The organism is Rheinheimera sp. MMS21-TC3, from assembly GCF_032229285.1.
Lineage (GTDB): Bacteria > Pseudomonadota > Gammaproteobacteria > Enterobacterales > Alteromonadaceae > Alishewanella.
The window spans coordinates 1,808,072-1,830,538 of record NZ_CP135084.1 but is presented as its reverse complement, the minus strand read 5'-3'; the positions used below and the strand labels follow the sequence as shown (position 1 = coordinate 1,830,538).

26 protein-coding genes and 2 pseudogenes are annotated in these 22,467 nt (G+C 39.6%); 14 read left to right on the top strand and 14 right to left on the bottom strand.

All coding sequences use genetic code 11. The annotated features are described in order from the left end of the window. Positions 1 to 32 precede the first annotated feature (32 nt). The 6 genes and pseudogenes from ihfB (at position 33) to RDV63_RS09060 (ending at position 3,691) form a co-directional block, all read left to right on the top strand. Entirely contained in the window at positions 33 to 317 is a 285-nt protein-coding gene (gene ihfB / locus RDV63_RS09085) for an integration host factor subunit beta (protein WP_313909182.1), read from the top strand. A gap of 42 nt (positions 318 to 359) precedes the next feature. Continuing rightward, complete coding sequence (locus tag RDV63_RS09080; protein WP_313909181.1) at positions 360 to 602, top strand: DUF1049 domain-containing protein; 243 nt, start codon at positions 360 to 362, stop codon at positions 600 to 602. A gap of 4 nt (positions 603 to 606) precedes the next feature. Next, positions 607 to 1,743: an N-acetylglucosaminyl transferase gene (locus RDV63_RS09075; protein ID WP_313909180.1), complete on the top strand. Its 1,137-nt coding sequence runs from the start codon at positions 607 to 609 to the stop codon at positions 1,741 to 1,743. 16 nt (positions 1,744 to 1,759) lie between these two features. After that, positions 1,760 to 2,473 carry an orotidine-5'-phosphate decarboxylase gene (gene pyrF / locus RDV63_RS09070; RefSeq protein ID WP_313910398.1) on the top strand — a complete coding sequence of 238 codons (714 nt, stop codon included), beginning with the start codon at positions 1,760 to 1,762 and terminating at the stop codon, positions 2,471 to 2,473. Positions 2,474 to 2,550: 77 nt separating this feature from the next. After that, positions 2,551 to 3,060, top strand: a pseudogene (locus RDV63_RS09065) (TetR/AcrR family transcriptional regulator); the annotation flags it as partial. Positions 3,061 to 3,114: 54 nt separating this feature from the next. Then, positions 3,115 to 3,691 (top strand): annotated as a pseudogene (locus RDV63_RS09060) (ABC transporter ATP-binding protein). Positions 3,692 to 4,428: 737 nt separating this feature from the next. Here RDV63_RS09060 and RDV63_RS09055 read toward each other — a convergent pair. The 9 genes from RDV63_RS09055 to RDV63_RS09015 form a co-directional block, all read right to left on the bottom strand. Then, a complete protein-coding gene (locus RDV63_RS09055) occupies positions 4,429 to 4,815 on the bottom strand; it encodes a hypothetical protein (protein ID WP_313909179.1) in 387 nt (128 codons plus the stop codon). A 56-nt stretch (positions 4,816 to 4,871) separates the two neighbouring features. After that, complete coding sequence (locus RDV63_RS09050; RefSeq protein ID WP_313909178.1) at positions 4,872 to 6,194, bottom strand: zonular occludens toxin domain-containing protein; 1,323 nt, start codon at positions 6,192 to 6,194, stop codon at positions 4,872 to 4,874. Then, positions 6,194 to 6,556, bottom strand: a complete 363-nt coding sequence (locus tag RDV63_RS09045; protein WP_313909177.1) for a DUF2523 domain-containing protein — start codon at positions 6,554 to 6,556, stop codon at positions 6,194 to 6,196. Before RDV63_RS09045 ends, RDV63_RS09050 begins: the two co-directional genes overlap by 1 nt. Then, the gene (locus tag RDV63_RS09040; protein ID WP_313909176.1) at positions 6,556 to 8,076 is read right to left on the bottom strand and encodes a virulence factor TspB C-terminal domain-related protein; all 1,521 of its coding nucleotides are present in this window, start codon (positions 8,074 to 8,076) and stop codon (positions 6,556 to 6,558) included. Before RDV63_RS09040 ends, RDV63_RS09045 begins: the two co-directional genes overlap by 1 nt. A 79-nt stretch (positions 8,077 to 8,155) precedes the next feature. After that, a complete protein-coding gene (locus tag RDV63_RS09035) occupies positions 8,156 to 8,362 on the bottom strand; it encodes a hypothetical protein (protein ID WP_313909175.1) in 207 nt (68 codons plus the stop codon). A 206-nt stretch (positions 8,363 to 8,568) separates the two neighbouring features. Then, positions 8,569 to 8,928 carry a hypothetical protein gene (locus RDV63_RS09030; protein ID WP_313909174.1) on the bottom strand — a complete coding sequence of 120 codons (360 nt, stop codon included), beginning with the start codon at positions 8,926 to 8,928 and terminating at the stop codon, positions 8,569 to 8,571. 9 nt (positions 8,929 to 8,937) lie between these two features. Then, positions 8,938 to 10,122 (bottom strand): phage/plasmid replication protein, encoded by a 1,185-nt coding sequence (locus RDV63_RS09025; RefSeq protein ID WP_313909173.1) that lies wholly within the window; start codon positions 10,120 to 10,122, stop codon positions 8,938 to 8,940. Between the two features lies 1 nt (position 10,123). Continuing rightward, entirely contained in the window at positions 10,124 to 10,408 is a 285-nt protein-coding gene (locus tag RDV63_RS09020; protein ID WP_313909172.1) for a hypothetical protein, read from the bottom strand. Next, positions 10,405 to 10,890, bottom strand: a complete 486-nt coding sequence (locus RDV63_RS09015) for a hypothetical protein (protein WP_313909171.1) — start codon at positions 10,888 to 10,890, stop codon at positions 10,405 to 10,407. Before RDV63_RS09015 ends, RDV63_RS09020 begins: the two co-directional genes overlap by 4 nt. Before the next feature lie 64 nt (positions 10,891 to 10,954). Here RDV63_RS09015 and RDV63_RS09010 point away from each other — a divergent pair, with 64 nt between their 5' ends. From RDV63_RS09010 to umuC, 3 genes are all read left to right on the top strand, one after another. Continuing rightward, positions 10,955 to 11,359, top strand: a complete 405-nt coding sequence (locus tag RDV63_RS09010; RefSeq protein ID WP_313909170.1) for a DUF3693 domain-containing protein — start codon at positions 10,955 to 10,957, stop codon at positions 11,357 to 11,359. A gap of 458 nt (positions 11,360 to 11,817) precedes the next feature. Next, complete coding sequence (umuD, locus tag RDV63_RS09005) at positions 11,818 to 12,249, top strand: translesion error-prone DNA polymerase V autoproteolytic subunit (protein ID WP_313909169.1); 432 nt, start codon at positions 11,818 to 11,820, stop codon at positions 12,247 to 12,249. Next, the gene (gene umuC, locus RDV63_RS09000) at positions 12,246 to 13,523 is read left to right on the top strand and encodes a translesion error-prone DNA polymerase V subunit UmuC (RefSeq protein ID WP_313909168.1); all 1,278 of its coding nucleotides are present in this window, start codon (positions 12,246 to 12,248) and stop codon (positions 13,521 to 13,523) included. The genes umuD and umuC overlap by 4 nt, the downstream gene beginning before the upstream one ends. A gap of 26 nt (positions 13,524 to 13,549) precedes the next feature. Here the strand turns inward: umuC and RDV63_RS08995 are convergent, their stop codons facing one another. Then, entirely contained in the window at positions 13,550 to 14,020 is a 471-nt protein-coding gene (locus RDV63_RS08995) for a CreA family protein (RefSeq protein WP_313909167.1), read from the bottom strand. Between the two features lie 55 nt (positions 14,021 to 14,075). Next, a complete protein-coding gene (locus RDV63_RS08990) occupies positions 14,076 to 14,300 on the bottom strand; it encodes a hypothetical protein (RefSeq protein WP_313909166.1) in 225 nt (74 codons plus the stop codon). Here RDV63_RS08990 and RDV63_RS08985 point away from each other — a divergent pair. Both RDV63_RS08985 and RDV63_RS08980 read left to right on the top strand, forming a co-directional pair. Continuing rightward, complete coding sequence (locus tag RDV63_RS08985) at positions 14,300 to 14,539, top strand: hypothetical protein (RefSeq protein WP_313909165.1); 240 nt, start codon at positions 14,300 to 14,302, stop codon at positions 14,537 to 14,539. The genes RDV63_RS08990 and RDV63_RS08985 overlap by 1 nt on opposite strands. A 70-nt stretch (positions 14,540 to 14,609) precedes the next feature. Further along, positions 14,610 to 14,837 carry a hypothetical protein gene (locus tag RDV63_RS08980; protein ID WP_313909164.1) on the top strand — a complete coding sequence of 76 codons (228 nt, stop codon included), beginning with the start codon at positions 14,610 to 14,612 and terminating at the stop codon, positions 14,835 to 14,837. A gap of 97 nt (positions 14,838 to 14,934) precedes the next feature. Here the strand turns inward: RDV63_RS08980 and RDV63_RS08975 are convergent, their stop codons facing one another. Both RDV63_RS08975 and RDV63_RS08970 read right to left on the bottom strand, forming a co-directional pair. Continuing rightward, positions 14,935 to 18,027, bottom strand: a complete 3,093-nt coding sequence (locus RDV63_RS08975) for an efflux RND transporter permease subunit (RefSeq protein WP_313909163.1) — start codon at positions 18,025 to 18,027, stop codon at positions 14,935 to 14,937. Beyond that, positions 18,024 to 19,103 (bottom strand): efflux RND transporter periplasmic adaptor subunit, encoded by a 1,080-nt coding sequence (locus RDV63_RS08970; RefSeq protein ID WP_313909162.1) that lies wholly within the window; start codon positions 19,101 to 19,103, stop codon positions 18,024 to 18,026. Before RDV63_RS08970 ends, RDV63_RS08975 begins: the two co-directional genes overlap by 4 nt. A gap of 272 nt (positions 19,104 to 19,375) precedes the next feature. On the opposite strand from RDV63_RS08970, the gene yghU reads away from it, so the two are divergent. The 3 genes from yghU to RDV63_RS08955 all read left to right on the top strand — a co-directional run bounded on the left by yghU (position 19,376) and on the right by RDV63_RS08955 (position 21,327). Continuing rightward, positions 19,376 to 20,218 carry a glutathione-dependent disulfide-bond oxidoreductase gene (gene yghU, locus RDV63_RS08965; protein ID WP_313909161.1) on the top strand — a complete coding sequence of 281 codons (843 nt, stop codon included), beginning with the start codon at positions 19,376 to 19,378 and terminating at the stop codon, positions 20,216 to 20,218. 76 nt (positions 20,219 to 20,294) lie between these two features. Then, positions 20,295 to 20,675, top strand: coding sequence for a glutathione S-transferase N-terminal domain-containing protein (locus RDV63_RS08960; protein ID WP_313909160.1), 381 nt, complete (start codon positions 20,295 to 20,297; stop codon positions 20,673 to 20,675). Between the two features lie 31 nt (positions 20,676 to 20,706). After that, complete coding sequence (locus RDV63_RS08955; RefSeq protein ID WP_313909159.1) at positions 20,707 to 21,327, top strand: DUF938 domain-containing protein; 621 nt, start codon at positions 20,707 to 20,709, stop codon at positions 21,325 to 21,327. On the opposite strand, the gene RDV63_RS08950 is transcribed toward RDV63_RS08955, so the two are convergent. Continuing rightward, positions 21,307 to 22,443, bottom strand: coding sequence for a GNAT family N-acetyltransferase (locus tag RDV63_RS08950; protein WP_313909158.1), 1,137 nt, complete (start codon positions 22,441 to 22,443; stop codon positions 21,307 to 21,309). The genes RDV63_RS08955 and RDV63_RS08950 overlap by 21 nt on opposite strands. Between the last annotated feature and the right edge of the window lie 24 nt (positions 22,444 to 22,467).

Below are 22,467 nucleotides of genomic sequence, written 5' to 3'. Positions count from 1 at the left end.
CTTTAATAATTTGCAACTATGCTGGAGGGTCTATGACCAAGTCTGAATTAATTGAAAAATTAGCTACTGATTTCCCCCATATTCAGGTCAAAGATGTTGAGGCCTCAGTTAAAGAAATTCTAGAGCAAATGGCACAATCGTTATCTAGTAACGAGCGTATTGAAATTCGTGGTTTTGGTAGCTTTTCGTTACACTATCGTGCACCACGTGTTGGACGTAATCCTAAAACCGGTGAAAAAGTAGAATTAGACGGTAAATACGTACCACACTTTAAACCAGGAAAAGAATTACGTGACAGAGTAATAAATAACATCTGATCACCTTTAATTATTAGGTATCGGGCGTAAACGGAGCTACACTTGCGCAGAATACTTTTTATACTTTTTATTTTATCCCTAATTTTCCTCGGGATAATGTTTGGCTCAATTAATCAACAACTTACTGAACTTAACTTACTTATAGTCAGTATGCCTCTTCGTGTTGTTGATATAGCGCTAATATTCTTACTATTAGGCATTGTGCTTGGGATGCTTATCGCTATGTTGTTTAGTTTACAACGTAAAGCTAAAGGCTTGCTAAAAAAGTCGACGGATAACGCCTAATTTTATGCAAGAACTGCTATTTTTGTTATTACCGGTAGCCGCCGCTTATGGCTGGTTTATGGGCAGAAACAGCACTAAACATAAAGAATTAAAGGGTAGAGCCAGTATTACCCGCAATCTATCATCTGGCCTTAATTTTTTACTAACCGATCAAGAAGATAAAGCGATAGAGCAATTATTAGAATTGCTAGATATCGAAGCCGCTACTATAGAAACCTATTTAGCCTTAGCGACCTTATTTCGTCGTAAAGGCGATTGGGATAAAGCTATTCGTATCCACGAGAAGCTGCACCATTTAAAATTACCTAAGCCACAAGCACAACAAATTCAATTTGAATTAGCTAAAGATTACTTCTCAGCTGGTTTATATGATCGCGCAGAAAACTTATTAGTTAGCTTAGTTAAATCACCTAAATTAGCCGAGCTAGCACTCAGACAGTTATTTAGCATCTTTATAGCAACCCAAGAGTGGCATAAAGCAGAACTCTATAGTCAAGCCGTAGCCGCAACCAGTGCTAATACCTTACATATTACTATGGCTAATATGCTAGTTGAGGCTGCACAAGTTAATAAAACAGCTACCCCAACTACCCTAAGTAGTATTGCTAAACAGTATCCACAAGCTATAAGACCTAAATATGAATTAGGTTTAGTCGCTTTAGATAAGGCAGACTTGAAGCTGGCAAAATCGGCATTTTTACATATTGTTCAGCTTAAGCCACAGTGGAGCGCAGAGTTACTGCCACTGCTATTACAATGTCCATTCGAGCAAGATGAATGGTATCAATTGCTAAGTGGCTTAGCTAATAAACAACACAATATAACAGCGATAGCCATGTTAAGCGATTGGTTAGCCGAGCAAGGTACAGCAACAGTAGCCGAGCAATTACTACTAGACCAAGTAAAGCAACAGCCCAGCATTCGTTTATTCCAAAAGCTATTACAAGTACGGCAACAGCAGTCAAGCTTAGCATTTGAATATTTATCTTCAATTGAAGGCTTAGTTCAGGCTTATTTAGATAAAAAAGTTTTATTTAGTTGTCGTAACTGTGGTTTTAAAACCCGTAAACAATATTGGTTATGTCCATCTTGCCAGCAATGGGAAACCGTTGAGCCAATTAGTGGTATTGATGGTCGTTAAATAAGGAAACAGTATTATCATGTCTTGTCAGACGCCTATCGTAGTCGCTTTAGACTTTGAAAAAAAAGCCGATGCACTTAATTTAGTGAGTCAATTAGATCCAAGTTTATGTCGATTAAAAGTGGGCAAAGAAATGTTTACCCATTTTGGGCCGCAGTTTGTTAGCGACTTACAATCACGTAAATTCGATGTATTTTTAGATTTAAAGTTTCACGATATTCCTAATACGGTCGCTAAAGCCGTGACTGCAGCAGCAGATTTAGGCGTTTGGATGGTTAATGTCCATGCCAGTGGTGGCAGTAAAATGATGACAGCTGCAGGTGAAGCTTTAACCCGTTTTGGTACTGATAAGCCGCTTTTAATAGCCGTGACTATTCTAACCAGTATGGAGCAAAGTGATCTTACAGAGCTAGGTATTAATCATAGTATTGCCGAGCAAGTAATGCGGTTAGCGAAACTTACTCAACAATCTGGCTTAGATGGGGTAGTTTGTTCAGCCCACGAAGCGGTGCAATTAAAACAATTGCTAGGTACAGAGTTTAATTTAATTACCCCAGGTATTAGGCCCGCTAGCAGCAGCCAAGATGACCAAAAGCGTATAATGACACCAAGTCAGGCCTTAACAGCAGGGGTAGATTATATGGTAATAGGCCGGCCTATTACTAAAGCAGCTAATCCATTAGTTGCCCTTAATGCTATTGTTGCTGAGTTAGCTGCTAACAAACAATAACTCTGCTCTATAAACTGCTTGCTTAATAATTAACAACCCCATAAGACAGTAATCAATTATTATCTTATGGGGTTGTTATGGAACAGCAAACAAAAAATCTACCGGCTGAAGCGCGCAAAGCGGTAACCGTTGAATCTGTTATCCGACTTGCTGGTTCGCAAAATCCAAGCGAAATTACAACTGCAGCAATAGCTAAGCATATGAAGCTGACTCAAGGCGCTTTATTTCGTCACTTTCCTAATAAAGAAGCTATCTGGTTAGCGGTTATGGGGTGGGTAGCGGATAAGCTATTAACCAGAATAGAGCATTCTGCTAAGGGGCTTGACTCGCCATTAGCGGCTTTAGAAGCGATGTTTATGGCGCATATTGAGTTTGTCGCCGAGCATCCTGGCGTGCCAAGAATGATGTTTGGTGAGCTACAACGTTCAGAATCAACACCGGCTAAAATGATGGTACAAACTTTAATTAAACGCTATTCCGAGCGATTAATTAAGCTGCTTGAACAAGGTAAGCAATGTGCTGAGTTATCGCCAAGCTTAGACAATCAAGCTGCTGCCACTTTATTTATTGGCACTATCCAAGGCTTAAAAAAGCGCTATGGTTCAGGTGATACGGCATTTTATGCTTTAAAAGATGTAAACATGCATGTTGCACCTGGCGAAGTAGTTGGCTTAATTGGTCCTTCAGGCTCAGGAAAAAGCACCTTACTAAAATGTTTAGGCGCTATTATTGATCCCACAGCAGGCAAAATGATCTTAAATAATGAGGTTATTTATGATCAAGGTTGGAAAGTTAAAGATTTACGAGCGTTGCGCAGAGATAAAATAGGCTTTGTATTTCAAGCACCGTATCTAATTCCGTTTTTAGATGTCACCGACAATGTAGCGTTATTACCCATGTTAGCCGGCATTAATAATGAAACATCGCGCTAAAGCCATGCCAGCACAATTGTCAGGCGGCGAGCAGCAACGCGTAGCCATTGCCCGTGGCCTTGTAAATCGCCCACCTATTATTTTAGCCGACGAACCCACAGCACCTTTAGATTCAGAGCGGGCCATAACGGTTATTCGCATTTTAAATAACATGGCCGCTAAATATCAAACCGCCATTATCGTTGTTACGCATGATGAGAAAATTATTCCCACCTTTAAACGTATTTATCATATCCGCGACGGCGTAACCCATGAAGAAGCAAGCCAAGACAAAAGCTTTGATTAAAAAGTTAGCTTAAAAGTAAAATAAGTAACATAAATGGTGTTGTGGTCATTTTTAATCTAAGTTGATAACGCCAACCATCTAAAATTGCTTTTAAACACAACTACTGATAATCCATTTTTAGCAATATTTACAGCTAATTTAAATTACATTATAATATCCCATAATGCAGATTTTATGTTAAATAAATTGTTTTAAATCAGATATTTACATGTGAAAAGCCGTTTTTATTGGAAACGGCTTTTTTATATGTTTACTCCCTTCGGTCGTAAAAAACAGAAAAGTGTCCTTTATTACCTAAATACTAACGATGTCGTGAGTCAGTTCGGATGTAATAGGACTCCGAACTAAAAAGCAGCACGCCAGCCAGCCGCCTCGCGTCTGTCTGTCTGTCGCGCTGATGCCTGATAACTTATCATTATGAGGCTTTGGCGGAAAAATCGCAGGCGCGGAGACGCGCCAAGAATAAAAGAAAAAATGCGCGCGTGAGAACGCGCAAGATGGTGAGCGCCTAAGAAGGCGCGAGAATTAACGCAACAAGTTGCGGAACGCTAAAGCGAAATGATGTCGCTTGCAGCGGGCTTTATCAGGCTTCGCCTGTTTGTCTATCAGGGCGCGAACGGGGCGAATTGAAGCATCAAGAAAAGCTACGCGGATTAGTAATTTATTGCATCAAGATTGTTTGGCTTCCGCTACGCGTCTCCTTCCAGTCGATGCTCGCTATCATGGCCTTCGGCCATTTATTTAGCATAAGCCCTAGCGCATGCAGTTTTACGATGTAAATCAGAAGAAGGTAAATTGTCTTTTTTATACTGCTCAGTCCAAAATTTACAAAGTTTTATATCATTTTCTTTTGCAGCTATTCTTTGCTTTTCAGCTGTTGTTAGTTCTTTTTTTTGCGGCTGGGGTGCAGATAGTGAAGGTAATTTATTTAAATCTCTCTGTAAGCCAGCTGAGTGCTGAGGAATAATTAATGCTGGTTTACTACTAAATAAACCATGAATGCGATGCTCATAATCGTTAAGAGCGTAACGAATAGATAAATCAAATAAAGCTAAGATAATAAAAAAAGCGGTAAGTATAGCGGCAATAATGACAAAATATAATTTAGTGTAATTTAATGACATAGTTATATCCCTATAAAAAATATAACTATATCAAAGTATGCTGACTTGGTTAACTGTTAGTATCTTGGGAAAATATACTGAGTGCCGTTATAGGTGAGTATTGGCATACGGTTTAGGAATTGAAAATCAAAACCTAAGTGGTTTAGATAGTGGCCATCAACAATTAACGAAGGTTTTATAAATTCATCGTCATTTTTAGATTCTTTTTCATCGTACGGTAGCTCACACGAAAAAAAATGAACTGAACTATAACGGCCATATTTATCTTTTTTTAATTCAAACCCTGCATAAATCAGTTCATCACACAGCTGGCCAATAGGAGTATCGGCAGAAAGCAATGAATGGGGCTTAATATCAGGTAAAACAAAATCGGTTTTTGTAGGTTGTGAATTTTGTGAATTTGAATTTTGTTGAACATGATTAACTGATAACGGTTCTTGCACTTCATTAGATGACCAAGAGCCATTCACAACACGCCAAGCCAAAAAAACAACAAGAAAAGGGAGCGGAATAGCAAAAAGTAATTTTTTGGGTATTACTAATTTATGAGTGTGAGCATCAGCAGACCAATACAAACCATAAAAATCTTTATCACGTTTAATAATGCTGCTTATAGTGTTTTTTTTCTGAAAATAATCGTCTTGATCGAATACTTTATCAGCTTGATAACGAGTAACACGGCTAGATTTAAACGGGTTAAAGTAATGAACATGACAACCAGTAAGCCGCCTAACGTGGTTATCCATAAGCTTAGCATCTTGCGTTACTAAATGAATGTCCCAGCCTTTATGTCTATGCGTTTCAAACTCTGAACAATGCCGAGGTACTTTAGCCCCAACGGGGCGAGGCGGGAAAGTTTGCTGACATTCATCAATAATGATTATGCTATTGCGTGGTAACTCAAACCACAGAGCAGGCTCAGAAAAATGTCTAAAATCTAAATTAAATTGCTTTAGTGAATCAACATTAATGTGCTCTTTTTCGGCCAACTGTAAATAGAGTTCTAATTTTTTTCTGGCTCGCTCTGGATAAACGCGCCTAACCCAATACAGCCATAATTCAACATCACCTTTATTTTCAAGCCAAGCATCAAATAAATACCTTAAATGAGGGAAAGTATCTAAAGAAGCCAATTCGCCCTCCTGATGTATTTCAAGCAAGGTTTTTTGAATTGGTTTTTTAAGCTTTTCACCTATAGATGGAAAATAACAGCCATAAAACCAACCAGCAAAGCTATTACAAACCTCAAAATCAAGCATCAGTAACTTGATATTATTATAAAATATCTCTCGTCCCTGGGAATGTTTATCATGGCAAATTTCTTTAAGTGTATTTAGGGTTTTACTTGCACCAGGCAAGCCCGTTCTTAAATAAAGCATTAGCCGTCACTCCCTAAAGTTGGGGCACGTCTTTTACCAGCAGATGTAACAGAAGAAAAACCAGATAAGGCAAGCCGAGCAGCTAAACCGCCAAATAATATCGACATAGCTTCATCAATTTTTGCTATTGAAACAAAGGTTAATAAATCGGCTGAAACACCAGATAATGCAGATTTAACCTCATTAAATACTTGGTCTAATGCAAAAGTACCTAATTCATAGGTGACATAGCCCACACCAGCACCAACTAATAAATTGATAATATAAGGGCCTAAAGAAGTTGCTAAAAAAGCAATAATCCAGACTCTCCAGCTTAAAAATAAAGTACTTAAGGCAGCACCAAGCCATGCAATTAACGGCATTATTTACGCACTCCAAAAGCTATGAAACCTGATAAAAATAAAGCACCTGCTTTAATTAGATAACCAATAACGGTAAAAGCATCGCAGTATGGTTGCCAATCAATAGTAAAATTCTTATATAAAATATTCATCGAGCGAGGGGCGGGGCAAGTTGAAGAACCAGCAGACCAAGTGAATTGGTCGCGGTAATCACTCAATGAAACAGTGCCTTTTTCTAAATCAGTTATTGATTCATCACCAGTTAAACCTAAATCAGATAATAAAGAGCCTGTACCATCATCAATTTCTAACGCATCACCGTAAAGCCCTTCACGTAATGATTTAGCAGCCGAGCCTGTGTTATCTTCAATACCTTTTAATGCTTTATTGCCAATATCTAACTTTCCAGCAAGCTTGTTTGTGTTGTCTTGATCACGTTTTATTTGTTCGGATAAGAGCTTATTAGTTGCGTCTTGCCTAGTTTCTACACCGATTAAAACGTCTTTGAAATCTCTTTTTTTCATATCAGAGTTTGGCTTATCAGGATCGGTAATATCATCATTAGGTTCAGGAATATCAGAGGGGCAGGCATAGCCGTTTGTTGTAATTATGCAATCATCTAAGCTCGGCAAGTCTGGTTTGTCAGCACAGATAAAATTATCTAGATTTTCACCAACAAAACCGCAGCCGCTTTCACAATTAGAATAAACAGGCTCACCATTAACTGATTCAACATCACATTTTTCATTAGGGTCTGCATAACAAACTTCTGAACCAGAACCAGTTAAAAAACAATCTTCAGGAGGGACAATACAATTACCAAAATCATCTTTTTCACATTCTTCATCACATAGGCCAGTTTCAGTGTCGCATTCTTGAGTAGGTATGCGGTAACACCACTGGTTAAGATCATAAGGTGGGGCTGCTGATGATGGGCCGTTTGGATGAGTTATAGGGCATTCGATCTCTTCACTTGCTATATAATCAACTGGGTGAGTAGTTGATTCTGTAGAAACTTGATCTGGTGCTGGAGTAATGTCACAAGAATAAATAGCATTACCTTTGTCATCACGACCAATCATATTGCGAGTTGCTTTTAATCTAGTGTACGTTGTTGTATAAATTACATTTTCAATTACTGTAACAATTCCACCGTCAGGTGGGAGAGGTGATGGACAATTAGTAGTTAAATTAGACGTAACAGTTTTTGATACAGATTGAGTTCTGGAACCATCAACAGCTAAACCTGAGCAATTCGGAGGAGGAGTAGTATTATTTAGATTTAATACTGCTGAATGATATGATTCTAACGTTGGATAAGATGCCGCTGGCAACGGATAAGAAGCGCGAATACTAACTATATCGCAACTTTGCTCAGGCGCTACAATTCCGCAAGCCTGTAATGAAGGCAGCCATGTTTCACCAGATTTACAATCCAATGGCGTTGGAACATAAGGATCAGGTTCTATTTCTTGTGCATTTATTTGTAATGAAAATAAAAAAGCCCCGAATATCAGGGCTAATAACAGGGCTTTTTGCATTAGTGTTAGCCTTATGAGTCAAAAAGAATATAAAGAGCCATAAGGCCGACAATGATAAAAACATCATCGGCCGTAAACATTAGCTGAACAACATACCGCGAGCCCATTTCCAGACAATACCAGCGAAACCAGCAGCTAAGAACGCAGAGCCAATAGTTGCGGCTGCGGCTGTGAAGTCAGTTTGAAAAGCAGTAGCTTCGGCTGATACATCAATAGCAGCCATTACAGGCGAAGAAGCAACAACAGAACCAACAGCAGTTAAAAGTAAAACTTTCATTTTATTCATAGGATTAATCCCCAATATTAATTAAAAGAACCACTTTAAGAGTTTTTTAATACTCCAAGCAGCCAATAAAACCGCAGTTAATGCGGGTACTATTTGGACAAATTCACCATACGTTAGAGGTAACGCACTGGCAGTTTGAACCCAAATTAAAGGTTCAGGACATACACCCTCAACAGGTGTTGTTGGGCAAGCCTGAACGTATCTCATTAGCTAGCGGCCTTAGTGGCTGGCTTAGCATCAAAATGAGCATCAAAAATAATAAAGCTGATTTTTTCTTCACCTTTTTGTTTTACAACATCAAAAACACCTTCAAAAGTAACGGGCTGGCCATAGCATTTAGCGTGTTCTAAACGCTTTGCTAGTTGAATGTTAGGTTTCCCCGTTTCTTCATCAACAAGGTTAAGCTTTACGCGAGGTGAGCCGTAAGCGACATTACCATCACGGCCAGTAGACTTGGCGCGAGTGTTTACCACTTCAACGTTAGCCCAAACGATAGGTTCGCCAGAGTCGCGGTCATTAATTGTTCCAGCCGAGACAGATAATAATAAGTAAGTTTCAGTAGCCATTTTCAATCCTTAAGCAGTTAATAAAATTAAATTGTTTGTAGTCGGGGCGCGATACCAATTAGGGTTGTAATTGTGATCCCTTCTCGTAATTTCACGCTGATTTTTAATCATTGGTAAAACGTTTCTATCAGTTCTGAAAGGAATAGATATATCTAAGCCAAGCGTTAGCAAGCGTTTTTTATGAACATAAAAATTATTGTTTTTAGGTGTTACTTGGTGAAAATGCGGATTGTGCATCCAGCTCATAGCCCAAGACTGCGAAGCATTAGCGGATTGACGAGAGCCGCAAACGCCATTAGCTAAAAGCTGGTCTGCAATGGTTGTATAATCCATGGTAGCCACCTCTAAAGTTTGTGTAAGCTTTTCAAGTGTTGTTAAAGTTTTATGATTTACTAAACGGTTAATATCTACAAAGCCGTAGTACTGGAGATCATATCGGGTAAGTTTTTTAGATTTGAATGAGTGCTCTTCTCGTATAATTCCGGCATTTTTACAGTGTTGAATTACTTTTTCATAATATTCAATATCGTCTGATGAACCCCCTTTAACATTAGATTTTTGCTTATCGATTAAATCGACATGTTTAATATAAAACTTTGTATAATCCCAGCTGCTACCACGGCCAGACTTAGAACTACTAAAATCAACAGTAGCCCCGTTCGGGTATAAAAAAGGGTGCTTACCATTAGGTAAGCTAAGCGAAGAAAGCGCCCTGAGAAATTGATAGCAATTCTCAGCCCCAACAGAATGATTTTTCGTAATATCAACATGACTAAAATGTGCGCCGGTATAAAGTTTGCGTTGTGCTTCATTTTCTTTACCCTGTAAAAATTCAAAGCGGCCAGTTGTGAAGTGGGGAAGCCCAACGTGATCTAAAATTTTATTATATACAGCGATACACTCTTCAAATGTTTCAAAACCTAGTAGGTTTTCCATGCGGCCAAAGCGTGAAGGGTTACCCTCAACATATACACGAGAGCCATTACAATGGACGCGAACGGACGTACTAAAAGACGACATGACAGGGTATTTACCCTTAATTTTTAATACATCATCAGTTTCACCTGTGAACAGGTCAAAATCTATTGCGCCAGTTTTACCCAAAAATGGCAAAGTATCTGAATGAGTTTGCCAAACGTTTAATTTATCAATGAACCAATTTGTAGTAGTTAATCCAGTTGATAAATGAGACATATCAAAGCACCTCAGCCGTTTGATAGTTACATGAGCCAAAAGGCATTACGTAATGGATGCGGGACTTAGGAACACCAGCTGAGTGAAACGTATTAATAACTTCACTTTGCTGTAAGAATGGTCGGTCAGTATCAAACGCAATTTGAGCAAATTTATTTTTAACAGGAGTTTTTAACCAAACATAAACACCAAAGCCATTAACCTGGTCGCTTATGATGATTGGTGAGAAATCTATAGCAGCGATTAAATCATGCTGTAATAGCGTTATAACATCCTGAATATTCATGCCATGCACCATAAATGCTCAGGCAGCCAGTTAAAGCGAGATGAATATCTTTCGTTTGTTGTATCCCAAAAAGTACAGCAGGGATTGCATGAAGCTTGAAAAATTAATTCGTCTTTATCGTCTCCAAAAAAAGCCAGTTCTGAAACAAATTCAGACGATAAGCATTTAGGGCAAATAGGGCGCTCGCCAACTAACTCAGGAGAGTTTTCAGCGGTAACCAGTTGCTCAGCTGAAAGTTGACGAGCTATAAAAGATAAACGGTCATCATAATACTGAAAATCATCATTAATGATGACAGCTAAAGCATATTTATTATCCGTTACTGGCCAAAACTCAATATAATGACAATCAACTTTTACAACAAAGCATTTGTTTATAGTTGGTTCGTGATAAGTAAAGCCAAGCTCGATTAGTTTGGTAAGTGCTTCTTCTAAATTTGAAGCGTTAAACAAAACTGTTTTAATTAGGTTTAATTCGCTCATGGTTACCGCCTGAGTTATACTAAATTAGTTAAATAAAGTTTCCAAAATTGGATACATTCTTATTATGATCCTTTTAAATCTGCTGTCAAGCTTGGAAACAAGAAAGGAGATAAAAATGTTTAGCGCTGGACTAATCGAAGAACTAAAAAAAGTTAAAGGCTTTACTAAAGACGTTCAAGCAGCGGAAGAAATACCGAATTTAACAAGGGCAAACATAAGCCATATTAAATCTGGTAGTAGAAACCTAACGGAAGAGCAAGCGCTATATATTGCAGAGCAATGCAATTTAAATAAAGAATGGGTTCTGGTAAACCTAGCCGAAGAAGTATCAAGATCACCAGAAGCAAAAAAAGTTTGGCATGAGTTCGCAAAAAAGCTTAGTAAGTCAGTAACAGCCGCAGCACTGGCTTTAATTGTTATATTTAGCGGCTTGGAAGCTAAACACGAGCCAAGTGCTTTAAGCACATAGTTTGTATAACCCATAATGTATATTATGTTAAATTAACTATTAATAGAGCTTCTTTTCATAGAACAGAAAATCTGCATTTAACTGACCTTAAAGCTTTGTGCTGATAGCTTTTTTGAAACGCCTTTTATCTCTAAACCAAAGCACTGTACCGTTAGTTTTCTTCATCTCAAATAGATCTATAGACACTGCCTCAATGGCCTGACGAAGAAGATTCATTAATTTTGTATCACGTTTAATATTAACCGTAGGCTTTTGAGTTGGCGATAACTCAACTTCAGTTTCTGGCTCATCTAAATATAGAAATCGTGAGCAACTATTAACAAATGCTAAAGAAGCTTTCCTTTCCCCAGCTAGCTTAAAACTGAGCTTATATATTAATACCTCATTTGGTTGTTTTTTTATCTAGAAATATCACCAAAAACCACTACACTGTATACTTATACAGTTTTGAGGTGGTTATGTCAGTAACACTTATTGGTAATGCCGATTTTTGGCCCAAGCAGCCTATGCCTTTTTTTTGTGATCCGGTACAGGCGGGGTTCCCCTCACCTGCGCAAGATTATATTGAGCGAACCATAGATTTAAATGAGTTATGTATTCGTCATCCTAATTCAACTTTTTTTGTAAGGGTGCAAGGTAATTCTATGATGGATGCAGGTATTTTTGATGCCGATGTCTTAGTGGTAGACCGCTCAATTGATGCTGAACATGGTGATATTGTCGTTGCTGCTATTGCTGGCGAGTTTACCGTTAAAGAGCTTTGTACCCAGCCTAAATTGCAGTTATTACCCCGTAACCCAGCTTTTAATGCTATTCAGTTTAGTGATGGCGATGAGCTAAATATTTTTGGTGTGGTAACCAATGTTATTAGGCAAATAAAACGCAAATGAATACTAAGGTCTTTGCGCTGGTAGATTGTAATAATTTCTATGCTAGCTGCGAAAAGTTATTTCGGCCTGATTTAGTTAATACGCCAGTAGTAGTGTTATCTAATAACGATGGCTGCGTGGTTGCTCGCTCTAAAGAAGCTAAAAAACTTGGCATTAAAACGGGTGTGCCCTTGTTTAAGGTGCGTCATTTGATACAAAAATATGGTATCAAAGTCTTTTCCTCTAACTATGCTTTATACGCTGATATATCGCAGCGGGTAATGAATAGCTTGCAATATTTAGCGCCCAGAGTCGAAGTCTATTCTATTGATGAAGCCTTTTTAGATTTAACCGGAGTTATTTATAAATCTGATCTTACTGAGTTTGGTTTATTGGTGCGTCACACTATTAAAAAAAACATTGGTATAACGGTTTGTGTGGGTATAGCACCCACTAAAACCTTAGCTAAATTAGCTAACCATGCTGCTAAAATGTGGCATAAAACCGGCGGTGTGGTCGACTTAACCAGTAAAGAGCGACAGCGTAAGCTTATGGCACTATTGCCAGTAAATGAGGTATGGGGAATTGGCCGTAAACTCACTAAGCGTTTACAGCAACTAGGTATTACTACGGCACTGCAGTTGGCCGATAGCGATGCTAAATTTATTCGTGAGCACTTCTCTGTTGTCGTTGCACGCACGGTTAGTGAGCTTAATGGTGTGTCTTGCATTGCACTAGAAGAGATCGCTCCTACTAAACAGCAGATTATTAGTAGCCGATCTTTTGGCGAGCGCATAACCGATAAACAGCAAATGCGTGAGGCCATTAGTGAATACATTAGCCGGGCTTGCACTAAGTTGCGCCAAGAGCAACAACAGGCTAAGCATCTTACCTTGTTTTTGCATACCAGCCATTTTAGTGATACAGAGCCGGCTTACAGTGCGAGTAAAAGCACTGCGCTAACTAGGCCCAGCAGTGATACTCGGCTTTTTTTGGCCAGTGCAATGACACTGCTTGATGGGCTATGGGTAAATGGTTATCGCTATGCTAAAGCGGGCGTAATGCTTGCCGACTTTTATGATCCTGATGTATATCAGGCAGGCTTATTTGATGATGCAGTTAGGCCACAAGAATCAACGCAGAAACTGATGCAACTAATAGATACATTAAATGCTAAGCAGCCCAAAACAATTTGGTTTGCCAGTCAAGGCACTAAGCAAGACTGGTCGATGAAACGTGAGCTATTATCACCGGCCTATACAACAAACTGGTTAGAACTACCTGTGGTTAAATAAATATTAAGCCGGCGTAATTTATTTTTTTACGGCTTGGCCTTAGCTAAATTATAAGCCTCAGTACCCCATAGCGGCACGGTTGATAAGCTGTGCTTAAAGCTGCCTGAGGTTTCTTTAGTGGAATAAGCTAAATACATTAAGGTTTGGTTTTCTGTATCTAAAATGCGTCTTATCTTCATGCTTTTAAAGAAAATACTTTTAGATTTAGTAAATAGCACCTCACCGTTTTTGCTTGTATCTATTTGCGCTAGCATGGTACGGGTTATGGGGCCGGTTTGTCGGCAGGATATCGAACTGTCAGAGGGATCAGACAAGTTTAAGTTGGCTTCAATACTTGATACATGACAAGTAACGCCTGTGACGACAGGATCAGTAAAGGCATCTAGTTTAATATCTTTAGTGGTAAAAAGGCCAAGAGAGACATCCCCTACTTCATTGTTATTACAGCCCACTAGCATTAGTGCAGATAATGCTAAAACATATTTTATTGCTCCCATCGAACTCTCCTACTTTAATAACACTAAATAACTAGCCAATAGGCTCTTTTTTTACTCAGACTTTTGCAACTAAACAGCGAAAAGTCGCAGCAATTTTGTAACTTCCATCTGCTTGTCGAAATGGCTGCAATGCTGCAGCATGTGCTTGATCTACGGCTTGTTCTGTTGAATTTTCTATTGCTTTTACTGCAACGCCAGAAGATTTAAGGCCAGTAAGTGCAGTGGCTAAATCAGGATAATACCAAGGGGATGCAAGATCAAAAATTTCTATAGGTTGCAATGCGGCATTTAAAGCGAAAGTACGAAGTACAGCTTCGTCTGATAGTGATAGAGTATCCGGTTGGTCATCGTCGTCGCCGCGCCGAAGGTATGCCATTATTAGAACAAAAATTTAAAGCTAACTTAGCCACTCGCTTCCCGCCAGAGCAGTGCCAAACTATCTTTAGCCTGTGCAGTAATCAAACTAAGCTAGAAGCAACAGCAGTAAACCGCTTTATGGATCTATTTGTGATAGCTTAGCTTAATACTATAAAGTGCGAACCAGAGTAAATCAGCATTAAAGATTACCTCTAATTAATAGGATTATAAAATGACCATTAAAAATAAACAGCCTAATGAACAAACTAGTGAACCTAGCATTGCAAATTTTGCCGCATTAAAAACAGCTATTGCCAACGGTGAAGTAGCACTACTAAAAAGCTTGATCGTTAAGCAACCCATGCAAGAAATGGAGAGAAGTTATCTTATTGAATTAGCCAAACTAAACAATAACCCTGAGATAATGAAGCTACTTAACGCCATACCAGTAAAAGAATAAAACGGTCAATTTTGCAAACATATTAAGCATAACTTTACTAATAAGTATTAACAAAAAAGCAGCGAAGTTATCGCTGCTTTTTTATTTGATTTTACAGTTAAGATTCTAATTGTTCAGCATGATCTAACTCAGTTTGCAGACGTTTTGTTTCATCTGCTCGTGGTTTAGTAAAGCGTGCTAGGGCAAGGTATAACACTGGGGTTAAATAAAGCGTAAATATTACAGCTATACCTAAACCACCAAATACTACCCAGCCAATAGCATTTCTCGCTTCTGCCCCAGCACCACTAGATAAAATTAACGGTAAAGAGCCTAACAAGGTTGATAATAGCGTCATGGTAATGGGGCGTAAACGAATACTTGCTGCCTGCTCTACCGCTTTGCGCACACTGTAACCTTGGTCGCGTAATTGATCGGCAAACTCCACCAATAAAATAGCATTTTTAGCCAGCAAACCAATTAACATAACTAAGCCAATTTGCGAGTAAATATTAATAGAAGTCCCGGTTAAAAACAGAGCAAATAAAGCAGCAGCAATACCAAAAGGCACTGTTGCCATTACTACTACAGCACTGTTAACACTTTCAAATTGAGCTGCTAACACTAGCAGCACTATAACAAAAGCGAGTACATAGGTTAAAGTAACTTCGCGAGCGGTTTCTTCAAAGGTTAAGGCTTCACCTAAGAAAATTAAGCCTATGTTGCTTGGTAAATGTTGTTCTCCTAAACTACGCAGCTTTGTCACTATCTCTTGTAATGGCAGGCCATCTGCTAGTTCCATTTCCATTTCAATAGCGCGACGTTGGGCTTGGCGCTCTAACTCAGCAGCCACCCCTTCTTCAGAAATATAGGCTAGGCTTGATAAAGGCACTAAGTTACCTGAGCTTGAACCCACATAAAGATTCGCTAAATCGGTAGGATCTTTGATTTGCTCACTTTGGGCTTGCAATATTATTGGAATGGCCTGATCACCGACATTTAAATCAGCAATATTATCGCCATTAATAGCCACCCGCAGGGTGCTGGCAATATCAGACAAAGGCACTCCTAACTCTTGCGCTCGGCGTCGGTCTATATTCACTCTTAACTGTGGTTGAGTTGGCTGATAAGAGATCCTTGGCATGCCAAGTTCCGGAAGCTCTTGCTGGATAATTTTAGAGAAGTTTTGCGCCGCTGCAAAAATCTCATCATAACTCTGTCCGGTTAACGCTAGTTGTAAGCCGCCTCCTTGACCTCGCAAATTAAGGCTGTTAGAGCCAAAAGCTCTAGCTGGTGCACCGGGTATAGCTGCAAGCGGACCACGGATTTCATCTATAATTTGCTGTTGCGTACGCGAACGTTCATCCCAGTGTTTTAGTGGCACAGTAATAAAAGCCAAATTCTGATCCCACTGACCAACTACTGTATAAATTGAGTCTATGTCACCGCCATTCACGTAAGGCAGTAAGATATCTTCCATTTTATCGGCTTGGCGGTCCATAAAGTTTAAGCCTACGCCATCTGGCCCTCGGGCAAAAACCCGAATGGTGCCTCGATCTTCGCTCGGCATTAACTCGTTATCTAATAGACTGTATAAACTAATAGCAGCTAATGCCGCTATCATACTAGCAATAAACACCAACCAAGCTTTATCTAGGGCTAGATGTAAAGAACGTTCGTACCAGCCTAAAATAATATTACCGGCCCGAGAAATTCGTGTCTCTTTATTAGCTTTAATCGGTAAGCGTGCCGTAAGCGCCGGTACTAGTGATAACGCAACAAAAGAAGAGATAATTACCGCTATAGCTAAGACACCACCAAATTCACGGAACAAACGTCCTGCGGTTGAAGGCAAAAAAGCAATTGGCACAAATACCGCCACTAATACTGCCGTTGTTGCTACTACAGCAAAGAATACCTCGCGTGTGCCAATTACCGCAGCGGCACGTGCACCTAATCCCATACTGCGTCGACGTTGAATATTTTCTGTTACTACTATGGCATCATCAACTATTAGGCCAGTTGCTAGCACTAAAGCTAATAAGGTAAGAATGTTAATAGAGAAACCCATTAGCCAAATAGCCGCTAAAGCGCCTATTAACGACACAGGAATAGATAAGGCTGGTACTATAGTAGCTCGGCCTGAGCCAATAAACAGCCATAAGGTTGCCACTACTAATATAATGGTTAATAGTAATGAAGTCATAACCTCATCTACTGAGCTGCGAATAAACTCAGCATCATCTGAAGTTACTTGCAACTGTAAATCGGGGAAACGGCTCTCTATGCGGCTAACTAAGGCTAATACCTCATCTGATATTTCAATAGTATTAGAACGAGCTTGGCGGATAACGCCTAAACCAATAACAGGTTTGCCGTCTAGCCTTACTAAACTTTGCGCATCAGCAGGGCCAAAGTATACCGTTGCTACATCGCCTATTCGCGTATCACCGCTGACTATAATATCTGACACTTGCTCGGCACTTATGGATGTTGCATCTGCGCGAACAATTAGCATTTGATCGGTTGATTTCATACTACCTGCAGGCACATCAAAGGGCGCTTGACGCAGTGCATTGGCAACGTCAGTAACAGATAAATTAAAGCTAGTTAAGCGAAGAGGATCAAGCAGTACCCGTAATACACGCTCTCTATCACCATTTAATCGTACATCTGCTACACCGGGAATACTTAAAAATAATGGCGCTAAATCGGTTTCTACCCGTTCAGTTAAAGTTTCTAAATCTAATGTTGAGCTAGAAACCGCCAAACTTACCACTGACTGCGCATCATTATCCGCTTTTATAATAGCTAAACGCTCAACTGTTCTTGGCAGTTCACGCTGAATTCGGCTAACCGACTCGCGCACTTCATTAGCGGCATCTTCTAAATTAATACCTGGTCGAAATTCAACTCTAACACGGGCTCTGCCTTCTTCACTTGAAGCATTAATAGATTTAACACCACTAACGCGGGCAACAGCGCCTTCTAATTTGCTTGTTACTTCAGTATCAACCGTTTCCGGTGAGCCTCCTGGATAAGAAGCCGTTACAGAGACAATAGGCCTGTCTACATCGGGCAGTTCTCGAACTTCTATAGCATTAAAAGCCGCCAAGCCAGCAATGATAATCAGTAAGTTTAAAACAACAATTAATACCGGACGACGAATAGATAATGAAGGTAAATCGTTTTGTGGTAATGGTTGACTCATAACGGCGTGTCCTGAGCTGTATTTTTATTGCTAGTATTTTTGGCGTTAGTAACATTAACACTTTGGCCTTGGCGTAAACTTTGTACCCCTTCAACAATTAACTGATCGTTTAGCTTTAAATCACCAGAAACCAATAGACGGCCGCTTAAACGTTGCTGAATTTGCACATTAACTTGCTTTGCTTTGCCTTCTTCGGCTAACCAAACATAGGCACTTGTTGCACCCCACATTAATGCTGCTTCAGGAATAACCGCATACTGCTCACCTGCTAGTTGCAAAATAACCCTAAAACTCATACCTGGACGATACAAGTCTTCTGCATTGTCTAACAAAGCCCGTACTCTAATACTTCGGTTAGCTAAATTTATCCGAGAGTCAACTTCAACAATTTGGGCTTTAATACGCTTGCCTTGTCCTTGCCAAGGCTCTAGTTCTACATCAGCATTGCCTTGTAAAATGGCTAAGGCAGTTTCTGGCGCATTAAAGTTAATTAATAATTGCTTACGATCATCAATAGTTGTAATTGCAGTTTGCACATTTATTCTATCGCCGCGCTGCACATCAGTTAAGCCAACTACACCAGAGAAAGGCGCCTTAACGGTTCTGTCTTCTAGCTCAGTTTTTACTTCTATTAGTTGAACTTTTAGTAAATCGCGTGCTGTAATAGCGTCATCTAAGTCGCTTTGCGCTATGGCGCCTTTATTACGGCTTTCTTGTAAACGGCTAACTGTGCGTTCAGCATCGGCTAATTGAATAGTCACGCGCTCTAACGCCACTTTTTGCCGCCGTGAATCAAGCTCTAGTATGACCTCATTAGCCGATACACTTTGCCCAGGTACAAAATGCACCGCAGTAACTTTATCGGCAACAGCAGGATAGATCACTACTGAATGAATAGCTTCTGCTGTTCCCACCGCTTCCACTCGCTGATTTTGTTGCTCAAAATAAATTGGTGCTGTAATAACCTGAGCAGCACGCCCCATACCGGCAACTTGTGCTTGAACTGTGCCCACTGATAATACTGCGCTAACAGATAACATGGAAAAAAGCCAAACTGCATGGCGTTTCAATAACATTTTATGTCCTTTAACTGGTGTTATTTTTTGACTGAATATTAAAAACAAACTTATACGTTTTTAAATATGTATTTTATGCGGCTAACTATACGGTTTTTTTTCAGTAATTCACCACTGATAACTGTAAATTTACGGTAAAGCTTCGAAAATTCACGATATGAGCAATTATGTATTTTAGCCTCTAAACACCATACCGGCTTGGTTAAGCTTGTATATAGCCAAGTTAGCCCCCATATTTATAACTAAATATGCAAAACAGTTAAGGAGTTTTTATGACGCATACTTATACGCCACCTAAAGTGTGGACTTGGGATAAAGAGAATGGTGGTAAGTTTGCTAGCACAAATCGCCCTGTAGCTGGTGCAACTAAACAAGTCGCTTTGCCTATAGGTAAACACCCTTTGCAATTATATTCTTTAGCCACACCAAATGGCGTTAAAGTAAATATTATGCTTGAAGAACTATTAGCCGCAGGCCATAACGCAGAATATGATGCTTGGTTAATTGATATCTCTGAAGGCGACCAATTCGGTAGTGGCTTTGTCGATATTAACCCAAACAGTAAAATACCCGCTTTAATGGACCATAGCACAGAGCAACCGACCCGTGTATTTGAATCTGGCTCAATCTTGGTATATTTAGCTGAAAAGTTTAATGCATTTTTACCGGCAACTGGTGCCAGTCGCACTGAAGTAATGAACTGGTTATTTTGGCAAATGGGTAGTGCCCCTTTTGTTGGTGGTGGTTTTGGTCATTTCTATGCTTACGCCCCAGAAAAGTTAGCCTACCCTATTGATCGCTATGCTATGGAAACTAAACGTCAGTTAGATGTATTAGATAAACAACTCGCTAATAATGAGTTTGTAGCAGGTAACGAATATAGTATTGCTGATATGGCAATATGGCCTTGGTATGGTGGCTTAGTATTAGGCCGTTTATATGATGCAGCTGAGTTTTTAGACGTCAAACAATATAGCCATGTGCTACGTTGGGCTAAGCAAATAGATCAAAGGCCTGCGGTTAAACGGGGTTACATTGTAAACAGAAGTTTTGGTGATGGCCCGCAATTAGCAGAGCGCCATAGTGCTGATGACTTTTTACCCTTTAATTTGTAATAGCTAACCAAGCTAAATCCCGGCGCTGCTGTGCTAAGCTAGGCGCCGTTTTGTTTATATTAGGTAATAAACTACTATGCGTTTTATCTTTAAACTTATTCGATTCATTTTAACCCCTTTTATGCTGTTATCAGAAAAACTAACCACCCCTAAGGGCATACAGCGTGACCAAGCAAGCCAAGCTAAAATAGATGCTGACTGCCTGCAGCTTGCCTTATATGAATTTAAAGCTTGTCCATTTTGCATCAAAGTACGCAAAGAAATAGCGCGATTAAGCTTGAATATTAAAAAGTGTGATGCCCAAAATAACCCAGTGCATCGCCAAACTTTAGCAGAAGGTGGCGGCCGGATAAAAGTGCCCTGCTTACGCATAACCGATAAAAATGGTGATGTGCAATGGCTGTACGAATCCAATGATATAATTATTTATTTACAGCAGCGTTTTGCTACTAATTAAGCAATTAACTAATTAACCAATAGAGCTAACAATGTCTGAACAATTTGCATTTTCCCAAGCCTGCGAGAATAACAAAGCCCCTATTTTGGCTGTGTTAGCGCCTATTTTACAGCAAAGCCGGCGGCTATTAGAAGTTGGCGGTGGAACCGGACAGCATGCAGTGCATTTTGCTCAACATTTTGCTAAAAATAATCAAGGCAATGAGCCCGCTTTAATTTGGCAAAGCAGTGATCAAGCAGCCTATTTGCCAGATTTAGCCGCCCGTATTAGCCATGCAAACTTACCTAATTTGCCAAACCCAATAGAGCTAGATGTTACAAGCTCAGTCTTTACAGTTGAAAAAGTTGACGCCGTTTTTAGCGCTAATACCTTACATATAATGTCGTGGCAAGTGGTTCAACGTTTTTTTCAACGCCTTGATGAGTTTTGCCAAAGCAAAGCCCAACTGTGTATTTATGGCCCCTTTAATTATCAAGGCCATTTTACTAGTGCTAGTAATGCTAATTTTGATCAGCACTTAAAACAGCGCGATCCTTTAATGGGGATCCGGGATATTGAACAGGTTATCGCTTTAGCACAACAAGTTGGTTTTAGTTTAGTGCAAGATCATGCAATGCCAGCCAATAATCGGCTATTGCACTTTAAACGGTAATTGTTGCTTAATCTGTTGATAATAATCACTAACAGCTGCTTGCTCTTGCACTATATAGTTAGTGATTGCTGGGGTTAAGGCATTAGGCTCAAATCGATAAAACCCCGAGCGTATTACTGGCTCAAAGCCACGTTTAACTTTATGCTCACCTTGTGCACCGGCATCAAACATTTGTAGATTATGCTTAATACAATATTCAATACCAGCATAATAACAACATTCAAAATGCAGCCGATCAAACTCGGTTTTACAGCCCCAGTAACGGCCATATAAATGTTGTTTATCATAAAAACATAAAGAAGAAGCAACAATTTCACCTTGATATTCAGCTGCAAATATCACTATCTGTTGGGCCATAGTCTGCCCCCACAGTAAGAAAGTGGCTTGACTTAAATAGCCTTGATTACCAGAGCGCTTTTGATAGGTAGTCACATAAAATTGATAAAATAACTGCCAAAATTCGGCAGTTAGTTGACTAGCCGTTAGTGTTTTAATAACCACACCTTGTTTAGCAACCTTAGCGCGCTCTTGACGAATTTGCTTGCGCTTGCGGGAACTAAGCGCACATAAAAAGTCATTAAAACTAGCATAATTGCGATTAAACCACTGAAACTGCACATCATATCGCTCTTGATAGCCTAATTGTCTATATAGCTTTTGTTGAGCTGAATTGGGATATAAAGATTGAAACTGGCTTAATGACAAACGCTGAACTAATTGCTGAATACCTTGGCGAAACATGGCTAATATAGCTGCAGGATCATAGCCGCTAGCAATCGCAAAGCGCGGGCCTTCAGCGGGTGTAAAAGGAATGGCATTAATTAGCTTTGGATAAAAATCTAACCCCGTCTGCTGATAAGCTTTAGCAAATTGCCAATCAAATAAATACTCACCATAAGAATGTAGCTTAATATAAGCTGGCATTATGGCGATAAGCTTAGCATTATGCCGTAGCGTTAAATGTTGCACTAACCAACCACTATCACCGCCGACACTGCCGCCCTGCTCTAACGCGGCTAAGAAAGCATGTTGGCAAAAAGGGTAATCACTATTAAATACACTATCCCACTCACTGGCTGTTACAGTTGATATGGCGGTTACTACTTCAAATTGCATCTTTACTCTCAAATAACAGCGCAG